Source organism: Nocardia sp. NPDC057455 (assembly GCF_042802775.1).
Classification (GTDB): Bacteria; Actinomycetota; Actinomycetes; order Mycobacteriales; family Mycobacteriaceae; genus Nocardia.
Genome location: NZ_JBHVDM010000012.1, coordinates 36,364 through 52,129, shown reverse-complemented (window position 1 = coordinate 52,129; position 15,766 = coordinate 36,364). Strand labels below are relative to the sequence as shown.

Here is a 15,766-nt window from a genome sequence, read left to right as displayed (position 1 = left end):
GGACCGCGTGAGTAATCAATATGCGGGATGTCACGATTTCGAGAAGGTTCGGAGTAGGCGCCATCGATACCGGTCAGTTGATCGCGGAGCATTACCGCCTGGTCGAGCGGATTGGTAGCGGCGGCACGGGCGTGGTCTGGCGTGCCGTCGACGAACGCCTCCAGCGCTCCGTGGCCGTCAAGCAAATCCACATCCAGCCGAGCCTGCCCGAGGCCGAACGCGTCGTCGTGCGGCAGCGCGCCATCCGGGAGGCTCGCAACGCCGCCCGCTTCCAGCATCCGAACGCGATCGTCGTGTTCGACATCACCGAGCACGACGGCGATCCCTGCCTGGTGATGGAGTACCTGAAGTCCAAGAGCCTGGCCGCGGTGATCGGCGCGCAGGGCACCTTGCCGCTGACCCAGGTCGCGCGGATCGGTGAGCAGGTCGCCTCGGCGCTGATCGCCGCGCACCAGGCGGGCATCGTGCACCGCGACGTGAAACCGGGCAACATCCTGCTCGACGATCACGGCACGGTGAAGATCACCGACTTCGGCATCTCCCGCGCGACCGGCGACGTCACCCTCACCGAGACCGGACTGATCTGCGGCACCGCCGCCTACCTCGCGCCCGAGGTCGCCCGCGGCTCCGATCCCAGCCCCGCCTCCGATGTGTTCGCGCTGGGCGCCACGTTGTTCCACGCGCTCGAGGGCGAGCCGCCCTACGGCGCGGGCTCCAACCCGCTCGCGGTGCTCTACGCCGCCGCCAACGGTCAGCTGAGCGAACCGCGCAACGCCGGGCCCGCGACAGATTTCCTGCTCGACCTGCTCAGCCCCGAGCCGCGCGAGCGTCCGAGCATGCGGGCGGCACGCGACCACCTCGCCGCGTTCGCCGATGCCGGTCCCGCGCCGGTGGCCGCCGGGTTCGTGCCTGCCAGCGAAGCGTTCGCCCGGCCGAGGGCGGGCGAGCCCGAATCCGCGACACGCGCGCTGCGACCGTCGGCGATGGCTTCGGCGCCGTACACGCCGACCGAGCGTCAGCCGCGTCCCCGTCCCGTGCCCCCGCCGCCTCCCCACCCGGACACCGCCACCCATCCCCGCACCATGGCGCAGCCGCGCCCGACGCCGAGGCAAGGCTCGGGAGGGAACCGGCGCGCGGTACTGATCGGTGCGCTGATCGGTGCGGTCGTGGTGGCCGGAGCCATCCTGGTGAACACGCTGAGCTCGTCGGGCTCGGGCACCACCGCGGCGCAGGGCAGTACATCATCGGTGGTCGCCTCGACTCGCCCCGGCGGCAACACGACGTCCGCCGCCGTCCCCGTGGGGGAGACGAAGAGCGTCGGCAAGGCCGACTCGCGACAGTCCATCGATCTGGTGGTGAACTTCTACAACAACCTCACGTATCTGAGTTTCTCCGCTGCCTGGAAACAGCTCACCCCCGCTGCTCAGCAGGTGTTCGGCAGCCAGCAAGCCTTCGAGGACTACTGGACGCAGAATCGGGTCACGGGCTTCAACACCGTCGACACGGCCGGTGGCGGTTCGGGCACCAACGCGGACGGCTCGGTGGACGTCAACGTGGCCAGCGTGACCTACGGCGGCCAGAACAAGTCGGTGACGCTTCGGGTGATCAATCCCGGCAACGGGTCTGTGCTGATCGACAGCGACACGCATTGACGCGAGTACCCGGGTTCGGAAGCGACGGCGAGCGCCGCTGTCGCTGCGGCACCAGGGGCGGACGCGAGCGAGCGAAGCCGTTCGCCAGACGAGAGCGACGCCACAGTTCGGCACACCGCGGCAACGTGCGGGCCGCCGGACCTGCGCACTCCGCGCCGTCGCGACCCGGCCCGCCCGGACCACGCGGATACCGGCCGACGTCGGCCCATTAGGCTGGTAGCGGCAACTTTCCTGTTGCGGATTCAGCTGGAGACAAGGACCGACACCACATGACATCCCGCATCGAGCTCGCCCGCGTCGATCTGCGCGGTCGTACTCCCTCCGTCGCCGAGCTGCGCGCCGCGCTGCCGCGCGGGGGAGTCGACGTGGACTCGGTGCTGCATCAGGTGCGTCCGGTGGTCGAGGCGATCCGCGATCAGGGTGTGTCGGCGGCGCTGGAGTTCAGTGAACGCTTCGACGGGGTGATCCCGGCGACGGTCCGGGTGCCCGCGGCCGAGCTGGAAACCGCGCTGGAGCGGCTGGACCCAGCGGTCCGCGCGGCGCTGGAGGAGTCCATCGCACGGGCGCGCAAGGTGCACGCCGATCAGCGGCGCACCGACAAGACCACGGAGGTGGTGCCGGGCGGCACCGTCACCGAGCGCTGGGTGCCCGTCGAGCGGGTCGGCCTGTATGTGCCGGGCGGCAACGCCGTCTACCCGTCCAGCGTCGTGATGAACGTGGTGCCCGCGCAGACCGCGGGCGTCGGCTCGCTGGTGGTGGCATCGCCGCCGCAGGCGCAGTTCGGTGGGCTGCCGCACCCCACCATCCTGGCCGCCGCGCAGCTGCTCGGCGTCGACGAAGTATGGGCGGTCGGCGGCGCCCAGGGCGTCGCGCTGCTGTCCTACGGCGGCCTCGACACCGACGGCGCGCAGCTCGAGCCGGTCGACCTGATCACCGGGCCGGGCAACATCTACGTCACCGCGGCCAAGCGGCTGTGCCGCGGCCTGGTCGGCATCGACGCAGAGGCGGGCCCCACCGAGATCGCGGTCCTCGCCGATGCGACCGCTGATCCGGCACATGTAGCCGCCGACCTGATCAGCCAGGCCGAGCACGACGTGCTGGCCGCCAGCGTGCTGGTCACCGACAGCGAGCAGCTGGCCGACGCGGTGGACGTGGCGCTGAACACGCAGCTGGCGATGGTCAAGCACGCCCACCGGGTGAGCGAGGCGCTGCGCGGCAAGCAGTCCGGCACCGTCCTGGTCGACGACATCGAGCAGGGCCTGCGCGTGGTGAACGCCTACGCCGCCGAGCACCTGGAGATCCAGACCGCCGACGCGCCCGCGGTCGCGGCCAGGGTGCGCAGTGCCGGAGCGGTGTTCGTCGGCGCGTACGCGCCGGTCAGCCTGGGCGACTACTGCGCCGGCTCCAACCACGTGCTGCCCACCGCGGGCTGCGCGCGGCACTCCTCCGGCTTGAGCGTGCAGACCTTCCTGCGCGGGATCCACGTCGTGGAATACACCGAAGCGGCGCTGAAGGATGTCGCGGGTCATGTGGTGGCGCTGGCGAACGCCGAGGACCTGCCCGCCCACGGCCAGGCCGTGCAAGCGCGTTTCGAGGCCCTGTCGTGACGCGCTCGGCCAGCGCGCCCGGCGCGGACCTGACCCTGGACGACCTGCCGCTGCGGGAGAACTTGCGAGGCAAGAAGCCCTACGGCGCACCGCAATTGACGGTCCCCGTGCAGCTCAACACGAACGAGAACCCGCATCCGCCCAGCCGGGCGCTGATCGACGACGTCGCCGAGTCGATCCGCGCGTCCGCCGCGGACCTGCACCGCTACCCGGACCGCGACGCCGTCGCTCTGCGCACCGATCTGGCGCGGTATCTGACCACGCAGACCGGTGTCGAGGTGGACACCGGCAACGTCTGGGCGGCCAACGGCTCCAACGAGATCCTGCAGCAGCTGTTGCAGGCCTTCGGCGGACCGGGCCGCAGCGCACTGGGGTTCGTGCCCTCGTACTCGATGCACCCGATCATCTCCGAAGGCATCGACACCGAGTGGATCGAAGCCGAGCGCAACGCCGACTTCTCCCTCGACATCGACCACGCCTTGGCCGCCATCGCCGAGCGCACGCCGGACGTGGTGTTCGTGACCAGCCCGAACAATCCCACCGGGCACAGCATTTCGCAGCAGGATCTGGCGCGCATCCTCGCGGCAGCCCCCGGCATCGTGGTGGTCGACGAGGCATACGGCGAGTTCTCCGCGCAGCCGAGCGCCATCGGACTGATCGACCGGTTCCCCGCGAAGCTCGTGGTGACCAGGACGATGAGCAAGGCGTTCGCGTTCGCCGGTGGGCGGCTCGGCTATCTGGTCGCCGCGCCCGCGGTGATCGACGCGATGCTGCTGGTGCGGTTGCCCTACCACCTGTCGGTGGTCACGCAGGCCGCCGCGCGCGCGGCCCTGCGGCATGCCGACGAGACGCTCGGCAGCGTCGCCGAACTGGCCGCGCAGCGCGACCGGGTGGCCGCGGCACTGCGGGAACTCGGATACGACGTGATCCCCAGCGACGCCAACTTCCTGCTGTTCGGCCGCTTCGCCGACGCCGCGCGCAGTTGGCAGCGCTACCTCGAGCGCGGCGTGCTGATCCGCGACGTCGGTATTCCGGGCTATCTGCGCACCACCATCGGCCTCGCCGCCGAGAACGACGAACTGCTGCGGGTCAGCGGGCTGCTGGCAGGCAGCGACCTCGCACCGCGATGAACCAGCGCCGGGAAATGTTCGGCGACAACTCGATTGGACGTGAGCATGAGTAGGACCGCACGGGTGGAGCGGGTCACCAAGGAATCCGGCATCGTGGTCGAGCTGGATCTGGACGGCACCGGCAAGACCGAGATCGCCACCGGCGTCCCGTTCTACGACCACATGCTGACCGCGCTCGGCGCGCACGCGAGCTTCGACCTGACCGTGCGCGCCGAAGGCGACATCGAGATCGAGGCGCACCACACGGTCGAGGACACCGCGATCGTGTTCGGTCAGGCGCTCGGCAAGGCGCTGGGCGACAAAGCCGGGATCCGCCGCTTCGGCGACGCCTACATCCCGATGGACGAGACGCTGGCGCACGCCGCGGTCGACGTGTCCGGCCGCCCCTACTGTGTGCACACCGGCGAGCCGGAGCACTTGGTGCACACGGTGATTCCCGGGTCCGGCCCCGGCGCGCCGTACTCCACCGTGCTCAATCGCCACGTGTTCGAGTCGATCGCGTTGAACGCGCGCATCGCCCTGCACGTGCGGGTGCTCTACGGTCGCGATCAGCACCACGTCACCGAGGCCGAATTCAAGGCCGTGGCGCGTGCGCTGCGGGCCGCGGTGGAACTCGACCCGCGGGTCAGCGGCGTCCCGTCGACGAAGGGAACGCTGTGAGTGCCAAATCGGTGGCCCTGCTCGACTACGGCTCCGGCAACCTGCACTCCGCCGAACGGGCGCTGACCAGGGCGGGCGCGCGCGTCGATGTGACCGCGGACCCGCAGGCCGTGCTGGCCGCCGACGGTCTTGTCGTGCCGGGCGTCGGGGCGTTCGCCGCGTGCATGGCGGGACTGCGCGAGGTCCGGGGCGAGCGCCTCATCGGTCAGCGGCTGGCCGGCGGACGCCCGGTGCTCGGCATCTGCGTCGGCATGCAGATCCTGTTCGAGCGGGGTGTCGAGTTCGGCGAGGAGAGCGACGGGTGCGCTGAATGGCCCGGCACGGTCGACCGACTTTCGGCGCCAGTGCTGCCGCACATGGGATGGAATACCGTCTCCGCCCCGTCCGACAGCGTTCTGTTCGCCGGCCTCGACGCCGGCACCCGCTTCTACTTCGTGCACTCCTACGCCGCGCAGACCTGGGACCTGCCGCCCAGCGAGCACTTCGCCGCGCCCAAGCTGACCTGGGCCGAGCACGGGGTGCCGTTCCTGGCGGCGGTGGAGAACGGCGCACTGTCGGCGACCCAGTTCCACCCGGAGAAATCCGGCGACGCGGGCGCTCACCTGCTGCGCAACTGGGTGAACTCGCTGTAGGGCGGGTCCCGCGCACCGAGGCGCGCGGGACCGCCCCTCCGGTCAGTGCTTGCGAACCTTGCTGACCAGCCAGCGTCCGTCGACGTTGTCCACCGTCACGGTCATCGCCATGCGGCTGGTCTGCGGGAGACCGTCGGTTTCATCGCTGGTCACCGTGCGCACCACGACGACGTCCACCTCGGCTCGGTGGTCGTCGCCGGAGACGATGCGGCAGTCGGCCGAGTTGGCCTCGGCGCGACTGTGCGCGGCCTCGGCGCCGGCCTGGATATTGGCGCGGAAATTCTCGAACTCGGCACGGAACTCACCGGTGCTGAGGTCGAGCATGCGGCGGGCGTGTTCGCCGAATCGCGCGTAGTCGTAGGTCGCCGCGGCGAAGCCGAATTCGCATCCCGCCAGGCGCGCCTCCTCGGGCGGGGCGGCGGTGGCGGCGGGTGCGGCGACGAAGGCCGCGAAGCAGGCTGCTGCCGAAAGCGACAGGGCGGCAGCGAGTGTGGATCGTGACATGCACTTCCTCGGTGCGAAGGGGAAGCGGCGACCGGGGGTGATCGCCGAGCGGAGACGTTACCTTCCGCCCGGCCCGCTGCGCGGCGATCCCGCGCCGGTCTCCGCCGCCGCATCCAACTGTCCGGCTACTTCACCGCTCTCGCGCCGCCTGTGCCCGCCGCACTCGAGCCGAGGCCGACGACGGCTCATGACGCCCGCTGCCGAGGAGCTACGCCGCGCACCGGTCACGGACGAGTGCCGGTGGACCAGATCGGAGTGGTCTGTACGCGGGACAGCCGCCAGCCTTTCTCGGTACGGACCGCGTCGAAGCGGTAGATCTCGCCGAGGGTGTATCGCGGCTGCGGAATCGTCCCGTCGGCGGAGGCGGGCGCGAAGGTGGCGATCAAGTTGGCCCGGACATCGGCCGCGTCGCCGCGCAGATCGATCAGCACGTTGCCGATGACGTGCTGGATGCGTTGCTCGTCGCTGTGATTCCGGCTCGCCTGGGCGATCAGCGCGGCGCGCCCTTCGGCCGTGCCGCCGGGCGTCTTCGCGGTCGCGTCCTGGGTGAAGATCGCCCGCAGGTCGTCGAAGCGGCCCTCGTCCAAGGCACGGCCGAGCCGGTCGACCAGAGCGGTGATCTGTTGCCGGTCCACTATCTCGCGCACCTCTGGCGCGGGGGTCGCGGCGGCGGAGGTGCAGGCGGCGGCCAGGGCGGCCAGAGGAAGAACGAGCAAGGAGAGGGCGGAATGAATCTTGCGCATCGAAAGCGCCTTTCGAATAGAACGTTGGTACGGCCAATGTTGGTTTAACCAACATAACAGATCGTGGGTACTGCCAACGATTTTGTTAGAGTGACCGCATGGACATAGCGCACGCGGACGCCGCGGGACGGCTCCGGGTCCTGCCCACCAGGTTGGTCAATCAGGTCGCGCTCGTAGCGAACCGGGCGACCGAGCGGGCGCTGGAGCCCACCGGCTCCCGGCGGCACCACTACGCGCTGCTGGCCACGCTCGGGGAGTTCGGTTCGGCCAGCCAGGCGGAGCTGGGCAGGCGGACCCGCATCGACCGCAGCGACGTGGTCGCGGCGGTGAACGATCTCGCCGCACGGGGGCTGGTCGAGCGCAGCCCCGACGCCGCCGACCGCCGCCGCAACATCGTCACCCTCACCGCCGCAGGCGCGCGCCACTTGGCCGATCTCGACGAGCGGCTGAAGGTCGCCCAGGACGAACTGCTCGCCGGCTTCTCCGCGGACGACCGGCGCACCCTGGTCACGCTGCTGACCCGCATCCTGGACGCGCACGCGGCCGGGCCGCCGCGGTGATGGCGGTCCCATCCGCCCAGGCCCTGCACTCGGACGCGGCCGGGTAACCACTAGGCTGCTCTCGTGAGTCTTGTGCTGCTACCCGCCGTCGATGTCGCCAACGGAGAGGCCGTGCGCCTCGTGCAAGGAGAGGCCGGGAGCGAGACCAGCTACGGCTCGCCTCGCGAGGCGGCGCTGGCCTGGCAGGAAGCCGGCGCGGAATGGGTGCATCTGGTCGACCTGGACGCGGCGTTCGGCCGGGGCTCGAATCGGGAACTGCTGGCGGGCGTGGTCGGTGAACTCGACGTCAAGGTGGAACTGTCCGGCGGCATCCGCGACGACGAGAGCCTCGAGGCGGCCTTGTCCACCGGCTGCGCCCGGGTGAATCTCGGCACCGCCGCGCTGGAGGACCCGGTCTGGTGCGCGAAGGCCATCGCCCGGCACGGCGAGCGCATCGCGGTCGGCCTGGACGTGCGCATCATCGACGGCGAGTACCGGCTGCGCGGCCGCGGCTGGGTCAGCGACGGCGGCGACCTGTGGGAGGTGCTCGAGCGCCTGGAGCGGGACGGCTGCTCGCGTTACGTGGTGACCGACGTGACCAAGGACGGCACGCTCACCGGCCCGAACCTGGACCTGCTGCGCGAGGTCTGCTCGGCCACCGACGCCCCGGTCATCGCCTCCGGCGGCGTGTCCACCATCGCGGATCTGGTCGCGATCGCCGAACTCGTGCCGGACGGCGTCGAGGGGTCGATCGTCGGCAAGGCGCTCTACGCGGGCCGGTTCACCCTGCCCGAGGCGCTGGCCGCGGTGAGATGAGCCAGGAGCTGTCGAACCTGCTCGCGGAGGCGAGCGAGGTCCTGGATTCGGTGTGCTCGCGGTTCGTCGAGGGCATCGGCGCGCCGAGCGCGGTCGAGAAGGGCCGCAACGATTTCGCCACGGAACTCGACCTGGAGCTGGAGCGCACCGTCTCCGCCGAGTTGCTGCGGCGTACCGGAATCGAGGTGCACGGCGAGGAATTCGGCGGACCGCAGCTCACCTCCGGCACCGCGTGGGTGCTCGACCCGATCGACGGCACGTTCAACTACTCTTCCGGGCATCCGCTCTCGGGAATGCTGCTCGCGCTGGTCCGCGACGGGGAACCGGTGCTGGGACTGACCTGGCTGCCGTTGCTCGGTCGCCGCTACGCCGCGATGGCCGGAGGCCCCGTGCTGCTGGACGGGCGTGCGCTACCGCCGCTGCCGCGCGGCAGGCTTTCCGAGGCCATGATCGGTTTCGGCGCGTTCAACGTGGACGCGCACGGCCGCATCCCGGGACAATTCCGCTTCGACCTGCTTGGACCGCTGAGCAGGCTGTCATCCCGGGTGCGCATGCATGGCTCGACCGGCATCGATCTGGCGTTCACCGCCTCCGGCGTACTCGGCGGCGCGATCGTGTTCGGGCACCATCCCTGGGACAACGCGGCGGGCGTCGCCCTGATTCGCGCGGCGGGCGGCGTGGTCACCGACCTGGTGGGCAGGCCGTGGACCATCACCTCCGGCTCCGTGCTCGCGGCCGCGCCGGGCGTGCACGAGGAACTGCTCGACATGATCTGCACGGTGGCCGACCCGGCGGCCGCGGAGGAAGGGTGAGGCAATGACGTTGGCCGTACGGGTGATCCCGTGTCTGGACGTCGACGCGGGACGGGTGGTCAAGGGCGTCAACTTCGAGAACCTGCGCGATGCGGGTGATCCCGTCGAACTGGCCGCACTCTACGACGCGCAGGGCGCCGACGAGCTGACCTTCCTCGACGTGACCGCCTCCACCGGCGACCGCGGCACCATGATCGACGTGGTGACCCGCACCGCCGAGCAGATCTTCATCCCGCTCACCGTCGGCGGCGGGGTGCGTACGGTCGAGGATGTGGACCGCCTGCTGCGCGCGGGCGCGGACAAGGTGTCGGTGAACACCGCCGCCATCGCGCGGCCGGAGGTGCTGCGCGAGATGTCCGAGCGATTCGGCTCCCAGTGCATCGTGCTGTCGGTGGACGCGCGCACCGTGCCGGAGGAGCAGCCGGACACGCCCTCCGGCTGGGAGGTCACCACGCACGGCGGCAAACGCGGCACCGGTATCGACGCCGTCGAATGGGCGGTGCGCGGCGCTGAACTCGGTGTCGGCGAGATCCTGCTCAACTCGATGGACGCCGACGGCACCAAAGCCGGTTTCGACCTGCCGATGATCCGTGCCGTGCGGGCGGCCGTCACGGTCCCGGTGATCGCCAGCGGGGGCGCGGGCGCGGTCGAGCACTTCGCCCCGGCCGTGCACGCGGGCGCCGACGCGGTGCTCGCGGCCAGTGTGTTCCACTTCGGCGACCTCACCATCGGCCAGGTCAAGGATTCGATGCGGGCGGAGAAGATCGTCATCAGGTAGCGGCCAGCGGGAATCCGCCGAGCCGGAAGGCGGTTCGCGCACGGTGGATTTCCACGGCGAGACGCTCACCGCTGCCGTCCCGCTGCCCGCCGCGGTGGCCGGGGCGCGTCCACCTGTGCCGATCCTGGTGGCCGCCATGGGACCGCAGGCGGTGCGCGTCACCGGTGAACTGGCCGATGGCGTCCTGCCCTTCCTGGTCGGCCCCGGTGCGCCGGCCGAGCACATCGTCGCGCCGCTCACCGCCGCGGCCGGTCGGGCGGGCCGGCCCGCGCCGCGGGTCACCGTCCTGGTCCCCGGTGTGGTCACCGCCGACCTCGACACCGCGCGTGCGGCGGCGGCCCAGACGTCGTTCTACGACGACATCCCGTCCTACGCCCGGGTGATCGCGTTGTCCGGTGCGGGCGCGGGCGGCGGATCTCGTGGTGATCGGTGACGAGGAGCTGATCGCGGCCCGTGTCGCGGAACACTTCGCGGCAGGTGCGAGGGAAGTGGTGTTTTCGCAGACCGATCTGACAACCCCGGAGGACCAGCGGCGCACCTGGGAGCTGCTCAGGGAACTCCAGCGCTCGCGGGTGCGCTGACCGCGTACTCCGGGCCAAGGCGCCCCTGTTATAACGGTGCCATGAGTCTCGATCCCGCTATCGCCGCCCGTCTCAAGCGCAACGACGCCGGGCTGGTGTCGGCTGTCGCGCAGGAACGCGCCACCGGTGACGTGCTGATGGTCGCGTGGATGGACGACGAGGCGCTGGCGCGCACGCTGGAAACCCGTAAGGCGACGTACTATTCGCGCTCCCGCCGGCAGTACTGGGTGAAAGGGGAGACCTCCGGCCACACCCAGTATGTGCACGAGGTGCGGCTGGATTGTGACGGCGACACCATCCTGCTGGTCGTCGATCAACAGGGGGCGGCCTGCCACACCGGCACGCACACCTGCTTCGACTCCGATGTGCTCCTGGCCCCGCGGTCCTGACCGGCGCCGGGCTAGCCGCCGGTCGGACGCTGGTCGTCCCGGCTCGCCTGGGTGAGTCCGCCGAGCTTGTCGAGCGCGTCGGCGAGCCGCTCGGCCAGTAGTTCGCCGAGTTCGGCGACCTGGGCCTTCTGGGCGTCGTCCAAGCCGTCGAAGACCAGGTGCCGGACGGCCGCAAGGTATCCGGGCGCGGCCTCCACGACCTTCAGGTACCCGTCGTCGGTGAGCACGGCATGCACGCCACGCCGTCCCGCGGTCGCCGAGCGCTGCGCCCAGCCCATGCGCTCCAGCTTGGACACCACATGCGACAAGCGCGATAGCGATGCATTTGCCTTGTGGGCAAGCTCACTCATCTGCAGTCGGTGGCCCGGTTCCTCCGACAGCAGGGTCAATACCCAGTACTCGAAATGCGTCACACCGGACTCGCGCTGGAGCTGGGTGTCCAGAGTTCCCGGCAGCCGGGTCATCAGCGCCACGATCGCACGCCAAGCGCGTTGTTCGACCGGATCGAGCCACTTCGTCACTGTGTGCCTTCTTTCAAGCCAAGTGACGTGGTTTTGTTCGTTGTCCTAGTGATTGTCGAGAAGCTTGTGCACAGTCACCCGCGACAACGAGTTTGCCACGACTTCGCTCGACCGTCATAAAGATGCTGTATGACGTGAGTTCACTCACACGCTGTCCGGCGGTGTGTCCTCGGCCTTCGGCTGACGCGGGTGCGTGCGCCGCCACCTGCGCAGCAGCAACAGCGCGACCGCCAGGAGGAGCAGGAGCGTCGCGATGACGGCGCCGGTGAGCGCGGCGCCGCGGAAGGCGGGCGCGTCGACATCCAGGATCCGTTCGCCCGCGTGGGCGGCACTGCTGTTGCCGAGCACGATGGTCAGCGTCATCAGGTTGGGCAGCGCGAACAGGATCGCGACGACCGCGGCCGCACCGGCGAGGAACCTGCCTCCTTTGCGCCGCCATACCAGCACGGCGAACAGCAACAGGAAAAGCGTGACGACGGTGCACATCCCGCCGAAGAACAGACCCCAGCCGATGCCTTTCGCGAAACTGCCGTGCACCATCGACCCCAACCGCTGCGCCCACCAGCGGGGGATGAACGCGGACAGGATCAAGTAGAGGACGACGAGGACGGCCAACAGCGCGGCACCGCCGATGATCCGGGTGCGCCAGACGGCTGCGGTAGGTTTGCGCCCGCCCGGCTGAACCTCCGTCGAAGTCATGGAGCCAGCCTAGGCCCGGCAGCGGCTGCGCGGTCGCGGCGCGCCGCGCGGGCTACCTGGTACGCAGGTAGTTCAGGGCTTCGTCGGCGTGCACCGCGGCGCGCAACTCGCCGGTGATGATCTTGCGAATGGTGCGGTCGGTGTCGATGACGAACGTTTGCCGCTTCACCGGCGCGAGTTTGCCGAGCAGCCCGCGCTTGACTCCGAATTTCGCGGCGACGGCACCGTCGGCGTCGGAGAGCAGCGGGTAGCCGAGGCGCTGCTTGTCGGCGAAGCCGGCCTGGGTGTCCACGTTGTCGGTGCTGATGCCGACGCAGGTGGCGCCGAGCGCGGCGAATTCGGCGGCGAGGTCACGGAAGTGACAGGCCTCGGCCGTGCACACGGGTGTATTGGCCGCGGGATAGAAGAAGAGGATCAGTGGGCCGTCCGCCAGCAGCGCATCGAGCGAGCGGGGGGTGCCGGACTGATCGGGAAGCTCGAAATCGGGGGCGAGCTGTCCTTGCTGCATACCCGGGAACACTACGGGTCGCTTGGTCGAATCGGGTATCGCCGGTCGTGCGCGGGGAGGTCATGAAGAAGCACGCTCCGTTGCTCGTGCCCGTGGAGGCGGCGCCTGCGATCCGATCGCCGCGCCGGTGACCGGGCACGAGCCGAGGGTGTGGCGGCTACGCGCCGATGAGCGCTGCCACCTCAGGGTTCTTGATCGCCATCACATCGAGGATGCCGTGGGCCCGCAGGAACGGCCGAAGCTCCTTGATGCGGTCGCTGTGGCCGGCGTATTCGTCGGGGAAACGGTTCTTGTCCAGGGACTCCAGTGCTTTGACGTAGGTGACGAAGGACGCGAGCGCGTTGCTCGGGACGTCTTGCGGGTAGCTCGGCCGGCCGGTGCCCGCTGTGCGCGAGGCGTGCGGGCGCGGGACGCTGTGGTTCGGGATGTGCCGAGGACCCTCGGGCGCTACCGAGTGCGAGGGGTACATCAGTTGTCTCCTCTCGAGATGGTTACCGCGTGCGACGTGGAACGCCGCGAGTGTAGTGAGCGCCGCCACACCTTCGGTGACCGCGTGAGAACCGGACGGTCGACCTGATTTGTCGGGTTTGTCGCGTCCGTCCTCGTGTCACCGGCACCGCTCACCGGCCGATCGGCGCGGCCTGGGATGATGAGTGCATGTCAGGTGCGTCCACTCCCACCACCACGACCCGCGAACAGTTCCACCAGCTGGCCGCGGAGCACCGGGTGGTCCCGGTGACCCGAAAGGTCCTGGCGGACTCCGAGACTCCGCTGTCGGCCTACCGCAAGCTCGCGGGCGATCGGGCGGGCACCTTCCTGTTCGAGTCCGCGGAGAACGGCCGGTCGTGGTCGCGCTGGTCGTTCATCGGCGCGGGGAGCCCGTCGGCGCTGACCGTCGTGGACGGCGAGGCGGCCTGGCTGGGCAGCCTCCCGGCCGACGCGCCCTCCGGCGGCGATCCGCTGGTCGCGCTGCGCGAGACGCTGGAGCTGCTGCGCACCGAGCGCTTGCCCGGACTGCCGCCGCTGACCGGTGGCATGGTCGGGTACCTCGGCTACGACGCGGTGCGCCGGATCGAGCGGCTGCCCAGCCTGGCGCTGGACGATCTGCGCCTGCCGGAGATGGTCCTGCTGCTGGCCACCGACCTGGCCGCGTTCGACCACCACGAGGGCGCCATCACGCTGATCGCCAACGCGGTCAACTGGAACGGCACCGATGAGCGCGTCGACGAGGCCTACGACGACGCGGTGGCCCGGTTGGACCGGATGACCGCCGCGCTCGGCGCGCCCGCCGAATCCACCGTGTCGGTCTTCGACCAGCCCGAGCCGCGGTACCGGCGCAAGCGCACCACCGAGGAATTCGGCGCGGGCGTACGCCGCCTGATCAAGGAGATCGAGGCGGGCGAGGCGTTCCAGGTGGTGCTGTCCCAGCGTTTCGAGATGGACTACGACGGGGCGCCGATCGACCTGTACCGGATGCTGCGCGCGTCCAATCCGAGCCCGTACATGTATCTGCTGCACATCCCGGACGGCCAGGGCGGCACCGCGTTCTCCATCGTCGGTTCGAGCCCCGAATCGCTGGTGACCGTGAAAGACGGTGTTGCGACAACCCATCCGATCGCGGGCACTCGCTGGCGGGGCGGCACCGAGGAAGAGGACCTGCTGCTGGAGAAGGGCCTGCTCGCCGACGAGAAGGAGAACGCCGAGCACCTCATGCTCGTCGACCTCGGCCGCAACGACCTGGGCCGGGTGTGCGAGCCGGGCACCGTGCGGGTCACCGAATACCGGCACATCGAGCGCTACAGCCATGTCATGCACCTGGTGTCCACGGTATCGGGCCGGTTGGCGCCCGGCCGGATCGCGCTGGACGCGGTGCGGGCGTGCTTCCCGGCGGGCACCTTGTCCGGCGCCCCCAAGGTGCGCGCGATGGAGCTGATCGAGGAACTCGAACCGACCCGGCGCGGCGTCTACGGAGGCGTCGTCGGGTACCTGGACTTCGCCGGTGACGCCGATACCGCCATCGCCATCCGCACCGCGCTGCTGAAGGACGGCACGGCCTACGTACAGGCGGGTGCGGGCGTGGTCGCGGACTCGGATCCGGAATACGAGGACGTGGAATCGCGCAACAAGGCGATGGCGGTGTTGAAAGCGGTCGCGGCGGCCGGAACGATGCGGGCCTACGGCACGGAGCCCGGTGCGGCGGACGGCGGACCGCTATGACGGCTGCCCACTCCGAAGACGAACCGGGCCGGGCTCGGGAGCCCGCACCGGACACCAACGGCCCTGCGGCGGGGGATTCCACCGCCCGCACCGAGGCGCCGGGCACGGTAACCGAGTCGGGCCGCCGATACCCCGTGGCCGCGGTCGCGTTGCTCGCTGTCGCCGCCGCCGCGCTGTGGGCGTCGTCCCGGATGACCTGGGTGAGCGTCAACTCCTCCGACGGCCTCACCCAGCCCCGCACCGACAACCTCGACGGCGGGGTCTGGTTCGGCGCGCTCACGCCGCTCGCGCTGGTGCTACTCGCGTCGATCGCGGCCGTGCTGGCCACCAGGGGCTGGTTGCGCCGCGTGGTCGGCGTGCTGATCGCCTTGGTCGCGGCGGTGGCCGCGGTGCCCGCGTTCGCGCTGCTCACCGAGGCAGGCAAGATCGCCGAGCGGGCCGCGACTCTCGCCGAGCTTCCGGCGCGCGCGCAGGTGGAGACGGCGACCACGTCGGCGTTCCCGGCCGTGCTCGCGCTGCTCGGCGCGGTCGCCGCGTTCGGAGCGGGCGCGCTACTCGCCCGGATGCCCGCCGAGGCGGCGCGGCTGTCCGGCAAGTACGACAACCCGGTCTCCCGGCGTGCCGCCGCTACCGAGGAGGTCACGCAGCGGCGCGCGCAGTCCCCGGACGAGGCGTCCTCGCCCCAGCTGTCCGAACGCGTGCTGTGGGACGCGCTGGACGCGGGTACCGACCCGACCGACGAGCCCGCAGCCGGGCAGTCGGGTCCGGCGGACCCGGAGCACGGTGAGGCGGAACGACGTGGCCGCTGAGCTGTTCTCGCGCGGCGGGTGTGGCGGGTGCCACCTTGCGCCGAGCCCTTCCGCATGGTTCAACCCGAGCCCCGGCGCATCCGCGCCCGGTAGGTCCATTTATTCTTTGTCAGCATCGGTGAGACAGCGCCTGGGGGGATTCTCAGGTAGCAAGTCCGTCTCCCCAGAA

General features: G+C 70.4%; 20 protein-coding genes. 14 read left to right on the top strand and 6 right to left on the bottom strand.

What is annotated here, in order from left to right; genetic code table 11:
* Window positions 1-20 precede the first annotated feature (20 nt).
* The 5 genes from ACFU5M_RS07300 to hisH all read left to right on the top strand — a co-directional run bounded on the left by ACFU5M_RS07300 (window position 21) and on the right by hisH (window position 5,681).
* Complete coding sequence (locus ACFU5M_RS07300; RefSeq protein WP_379045219.1) at window positions 21-1,652, top strand: protein kinase; 1,632 nt, start codon at window positions 21-23, stop codon at window positions 1,650-1,652.
* A 269-nt stretch (window positions 1,653-1,921) separates the two neighbouring features.
* Window positions 1,922-3,259, top strand: a complete 1,338-nt coding sequence (hisD, locus tag ACFU5M_RS07295) for a histidinol dehydrogenase (protein WP_379045216.1) — start codon at window positions 1,922-1,924, stop codon at window positions 3,257-3,259.
* A complete protein-coding gene (locus ACFU5M_RS07290; protein WP_379045213.1) occupies window positions 3,256-4,389 on the top strand; it encodes a histidinol-phosphate transaminase in 1,134 nt (377 codons plus the stop codon). Before hisD ends, ACFU5M_RS07290 begins: the two co-directional genes overlap by 4 nt.
* 45 nt (window positions 4,390-4,434) lie before the next feature.
* The gene (gene hisB, locus ACFU5M_RS07285) at window positions 4,435-5,049 is read left to right on the top strand and encodes an imidazoleglycerol-phosphate dehydratase HisB (RefSeq protein ID WP_379045210.1); all 615 of its coding nucleotides are present in this window, start codon (window positions 4,435-4,437) and stop codon (window positions 5,047-5,049) included.
* Window positions 5,046-5,681 (top strand): imidazole glycerol phosphate synthase subunit HisH, encoded by a 636-nt coding sequence (hisH, locus tag ACFU5M_RS07280; RefSeq protein WP_379045207.1) that lies wholly within the window; start codon window positions 5,046-5,048, stop codon window positions 5,679-5,681. The genes hisB and hisH overlap by 4 nt, the downstream gene beginning before the upstream one ends.
* 42 nt (window positions 5,682-5,723) lie before the next feature.
* Here the strand turns inward: hisH and ACFU5M_RS07275 are convergent, their stop codons facing one another.
* A complete protein-coding gene (locus tag ACFU5M_RS07275; RefSeq protein WP_379045204.1) occupies window positions 5,724-6,185 on the bottom strand; it encodes a hypothetical protein in 462 nt (153 codons plus the stop codon).
* Between the two features lie 224 nt (window positions 6,186-6,409).
* The gene (locus ACFU5M_RS07270) at window positions 6,410-6,928 is read right to left on the bottom strand and encodes a nuclear transport factor 2 family protein (protein ID WP_379045201.1); all 519 of its coding nucleotides are present in this window, start codon (window positions 6,926-6,928) and stop codon (window positions 6,410-6,412) included.
* 98 nt (window positions 6,929-7,026) lie between these two features.
* Here ACFU5M_RS07270 and ACFU5M_RS07265 point away from each other — a divergent pair, with 98 nt between their 5' ends.
* From ACFU5M_RS07265 to hisI, 7 genes are all read left to right on the top strand, one after another.
* The gene (locus tag ACFU5M_RS07265) at window positions 7,027-7,488 is read left to right on the top strand and encodes a MarR family winged helix-turn-helix transcriptional regulator (RefSeq protein WP_379045198.1); all 462 of its coding nucleotides are present in this window, start codon (window positions 7,027-7,029) and stop codon (window positions 7,486-7,488) included.
* 63 nt (window positions 7,489-7,551) lie between these two features.
* On the top strand, window positions 7,552-8,283 hold the full coding sequence (gene priA / locus ACFU5M_RS07260) for a bifunctional 1-(5-phosphoribosyl)-5-((5-phosphoribosylamino)methylideneamino)imidazole-4-carboxamide isomerase/phosphoribosylanthranilate isomerase PriA (protein WP_379045195.1): 732 nt from the start codon (window positions 7,552-7,554) through the stop codon (window positions 8,281-8,283).
* The gene (locus tag ACFU5M_RS07255; RefSeq protein ID WP_379045192.1) at window positions 8,280-9,095 is read left to right on the top strand and encodes an inositol monophosphatase family protein; all 816 of its coding nucleotides are present in this window, start codon (window positions 8,280-8,282) and stop codon (window positions 9,093-9,095) included. The genes priA and ACFU5M_RS07255 overlap by 4 nt, the downstream gene beginning before the upstream one ends.
* 4 nt (window positions 9,096-9,099) lie before the next feature.
* A complete protein-coding gene (hisF, locus tag ACFU5M_RS07250; RefSeq protein ID WP_379045189.1) occupies window positions 9,100-9,873 on the top strand; it encodes an imidazole glycerol phosphate synthase subunit HisF in 774 nt (257 codons plus the stop codon).
* Between the two features lie 43 nt (window positions 9,874-9,916).
* Complete coding sequence (locus ACFU5M_RS07245; protein WP_379045186.1) at window positions 9,917-10,306, top strand: LLM class flavin-dependent oxidoreductase; 390 nt, start codon at window positions 9,917-9,919, stop codon at window positions 10,304-10,306.
* Entirely contained in the window at window positions 10,296-10,454 is a 159-nt protein-coding gene (locus ACFU5M_RS07240) for a hypothetical protein (protein ID WP_379045183.1), read from the top strand. The genes ACFU5M_RS07245 and ACFU5M_RS07240 overlap by 11 nt, the downstream gene beginning before the upstream one ends.
* Window positions 10,455-10,495: 41 nt before the next feature.
* On the top strand, window positions 10,496-10,843 hold the full coding sequence (hisI, locus tag ACFU5M_RS07235) for a phosphoribosyl-AMP cyclohydrolase (RefSeq protein ID WP_379045181.1): 348 nt from the start codon (window positions 10,496-10,498) through the stop codon (window positions 10,841-10,843).
* A gap of 11 nt (window positions 10,844-10,854) precedes the next feature.
* Here hisI and ACFU5M_RS07230 read toward each other — a convergent pair whose 3' ends face one another.
* The 4 genes from ACFU5M_RS07230 to ACFU5M_RS07215 all read right to left on the bottom strand — a co-directional run bounded on the left by ACFU5M_RS07230 (window position 10,855) and on the right by ACFU5M_RS07215 (window position 13,040).
* Window positions 10,855-11,307 carry a MarR family winged helix-turn-helix transcriptional regulator gene (locus ACFU5M_RS07230; RefSeq protein ID WP_379045400.1) on the bottom strand — a complete coding sequence of 151 codons (453 nt, stop codon included), beginning with the start codon at window positions 11,305-11,307 and terminating at the stop codon, window positions 10,855-10,857.
* Window positions 11,308-11,508: 201 nt separating this feature from the next.
* A complete protein-coding gene (locus ACFU5M_RS07225; RefSeq protein WP_379045178.1) occupies window positions 11,509-12,063 on the bottom strand; it encodes a permease in 555 nt (184 codons plus the stop codon).
* A gap of 52 nt (window positions 12,064-12,115) precedes the next feature.
* Window positions 12,116-12,571 (bottom strand): peroxiredoxin, encoded by a 456-nt coding sequence (locus ACFU5M_RS07220; protein WP_379045175.1) that lies wholly within the window; start codon window positions 12,569-12,571, stop codon window positions 12,116-12,118.
* A 157-nt stretch (window positions 12,572-12,728) separates the two neighbouring features.
* Window positions 12,729-13,040, bottom strand: a complete 312-nt coding sequence (locus ACFU5M_RS07215; protein ID WP_379045172.1) for a hypothetical protein — start codon at window positions 13,038-13,040, stop codon at window positions 12,729-12,731.
* Between the two features lie 188 nt (window positions 13,041-13,228).
* Between ACFU5M_RS07215 and ACFU5M_RS07210 the strand changes: the two genes are divergently transcribed.
* Both ACFU5M_RS07210 and ACFU5M_RS07205 read left to right on the top strand, forming a co-directional pair.
* Window positions 13,229-14,788, top strand: coding sequence for an anthranilate synthase component I (locus ACFU5M_RS07210; protein WP_379045169.1), 1,560 nt, complete (start codon window positions 13,229-13,231; stop codon window positions 14,786-14,788).
* The gene (locus ACFU5M_RS07205) at window positions 14,785-15,597 is read left to right on the top strand and encodes a TIGR02234 family membrane protein (protein ID WP_379045166.1); all 813 of its coding nucleotides are present in this window, start codon (window positions 14,785-14,787) and stop codon (window positions 15,595-15,597) included. Before ACFU5M_RS07210 ends, ACFU5M_RS07205 begins: the two co-directional genes overlap by 4 nt.
* Window positions 15,598-15,766: the final 169 nt, after the last annotated feature.